The following is a 1,769-nucleotide window of genomic DNA, read 5'->3' as shown; positions in this document are numbered from 1 at the left end:
GCCGCGTCGAGAGCCGCCCGGCCCTCCTGCAAGAGCACCTCCCCGGCACCGGTCAGGCGGACACCACGCCGGTTGCGCTCCAGCAGACAGACCCCGAGGCGCCGTTCGAGCTGCTGGACCGCCCGCGACAGCGGCGGCTGGGCCATGCCGAGGCGCTCGGCGGCACGCCCGAAGTGCAACTCCTCGGCCACAGCCACGAAGTACCTCAACTCGCGGGTTTCCAGGCGGGTTTCCAGGGGGTCCACGGCCGACAGCATACGCGGTGATACCCGCCGGGTATGACAGGGCACCGTACCGGTGTTGGCCGCACCACCCGCCCACGGGCCAGCATCATCTGCATGAGCGAAACGATGATCGCGCTGGTGACCGGCGCGAACAAGGGCATCGGGTACGAGATCGCGGCCGGACTGGGCCGCCTCGGCCACCGCGTCGGTGTGGGAGCCCGCGATGCGACCCGACGCGAAACCGCCGTCGGCAAGCTGCGCGCCGCCGGCGTGGACGCCTTCGAGGTACCGCTGGACGTGACCGACGGCCAGAGCGTCACCGATGCCGCAGAACTGATCGAACGACTGGCCGGACGCCTGGACGTCCTGGTCAACAACGCCGGAATCCCCGGCGAGATGGGCCCCGGATGGCTCCAGGAGCCGACCGCGCTCGACCTGGAGGTGCTCCGCACCGTCGTGGACACCAACGTCATGGGCGTCGTCCGGGTGACCAACGCGATGCTGCCACTGCTGCGGCGCTCGGCCTCGCCGCGCATCGTCAACGTCTCCAGCAGCGTCGGTTCCCTGGCCCGACAGGCGGACCCGGACATCGAGGTCGGCCCGATCATGGCGGCCTACGCGCCGTCGAAGTCCTTCCTCAACGCCCTCACCCTGCAGTACGCCCGACAGTTCGCCGGCACCAACATCCTCATCAACGCCGCCTGCCCGGGCCTGGTCGCCACCGACTTCACCGGCTTCCACGGACCCCGCACCCCCGCGCAGGGCGCAGCCACCCCGATCCGGCTCGCGACCCTCCCCGACGGCGGCCCGACCGGTTCCTTCTTCGAGGACGACGGCGTCGTCCCCTGGTGATCACCGGCCCGCCGCGGACCGACGAGGCGGTGGGTGCCGCCCGTCATGCCGGGCCCACCCGCCCCCGCCGCGTCGTGACAGTGCGTCAGATCCGGGCCGGTGCGGTGGCCGTCGGCAGGGCCGCGGGGCGTTCGCCCACCAGCGACGACGGCTGACCTCACCGGCGCGACGTCCGCGGCGACGCGGGACGGGCTCGGCTGCCGCAGGGCCCGTCGCCGTCGTCCCCGTCGGGCCAGGTGCGGGTGTCGGCGGGGTTCCACGTAGGGCTCGTCGTCGCAGGGGCTGCCGGTGCGGATGGCCTGTTCCCGGACGAGTTCGGCGTCGAGTTCGAGGCCGAGGAGGATCGCGAGGTCGGTCAGCACCTCGCCGGGCACATCGTGCGTCAGCAGCGTGCTCGGCCCGAGGAAGCACCCGCAGCCGGTCCGGTACGGCACCGGGTCGGCGAAACGCGGTGGGACGGGAGCCGGCCGATGCCGGCCGGTCGGCTCCTCTCCGCGACACGCACCCCGGACGTCCTGGAGCCGCTCCGAAATCCGATGGACCCTGCACCGCGAGCGCGCCACAATCCCCGGGGAACCGCGGAGACGGGAGCTTGTTTGGACGTGTTCGCGTGTGCCGGGTGCCGCACCGAGCTGACGGCGCCGATGTCCCGGGTCGCCCTGCCCGTCCACACCCACCACGGGGGCTGGGAGG

General features: G+C 72.8%; 2 protein-coding genes and 1 pseudogene. 1 reads left to right on the top strand and 2 read right to left on the bottom strand.

Going from position 1 to position 1,769, the window contains the following annotated elements:
- The coding region (locus ABZ641_RS35935; protein ID WP_359988654.1) for a LysR family transcriptional regulator at positions 1-236 on the bottom strand (236 nt) is incomplete at its 3' end.
- A gap of 102 nt (positions 237-338) precedes the next feature.
- Here ABZ641_RS35935 and ABZ641_RS35930 point away from each other — a divergent pair.
- Positions 339-1,076, top strand: coding sequence for an SDR family oxidoreductase (locus ABZ641_RS35930; RefSeq protein ID WP_359988652.1), 738 nt, complete (start codon positions 339-341; stop codon positions 1,074-1,076).
- Positions 1,077-1,233: 157 nt separating this feature from the next.
- On the opposite strand, the pseudogene ABZ641_RS35925 reads toward ABZ641_RS35930, so the two are convergent.
- Positions 1,234-1,435 (bottom strand): annotated as a pseudogene (locus ABZ641_RS35925) (hypothetical protein); the annotation flags it as partial.
- Between the last annotated feature and the right edge of the window lie 334 nt (positions 1,436-1,769).

Source organism: Kitasatospora sp. NPDC007106, from assembly GCF_040634455.1.
GTDB classification, from domain to species: Bacteria; Actinomycetota; Actinomycetes; order Streptomycetales; family Streptomycetaceae; genus Kitasatospora; species Kitasatospora arboriphila.
The sequence above is the reverse complement of the archived record's forward strand: the minus strand, read 5'-3'. Positions and strand labels throughout refer to the sequence as shown.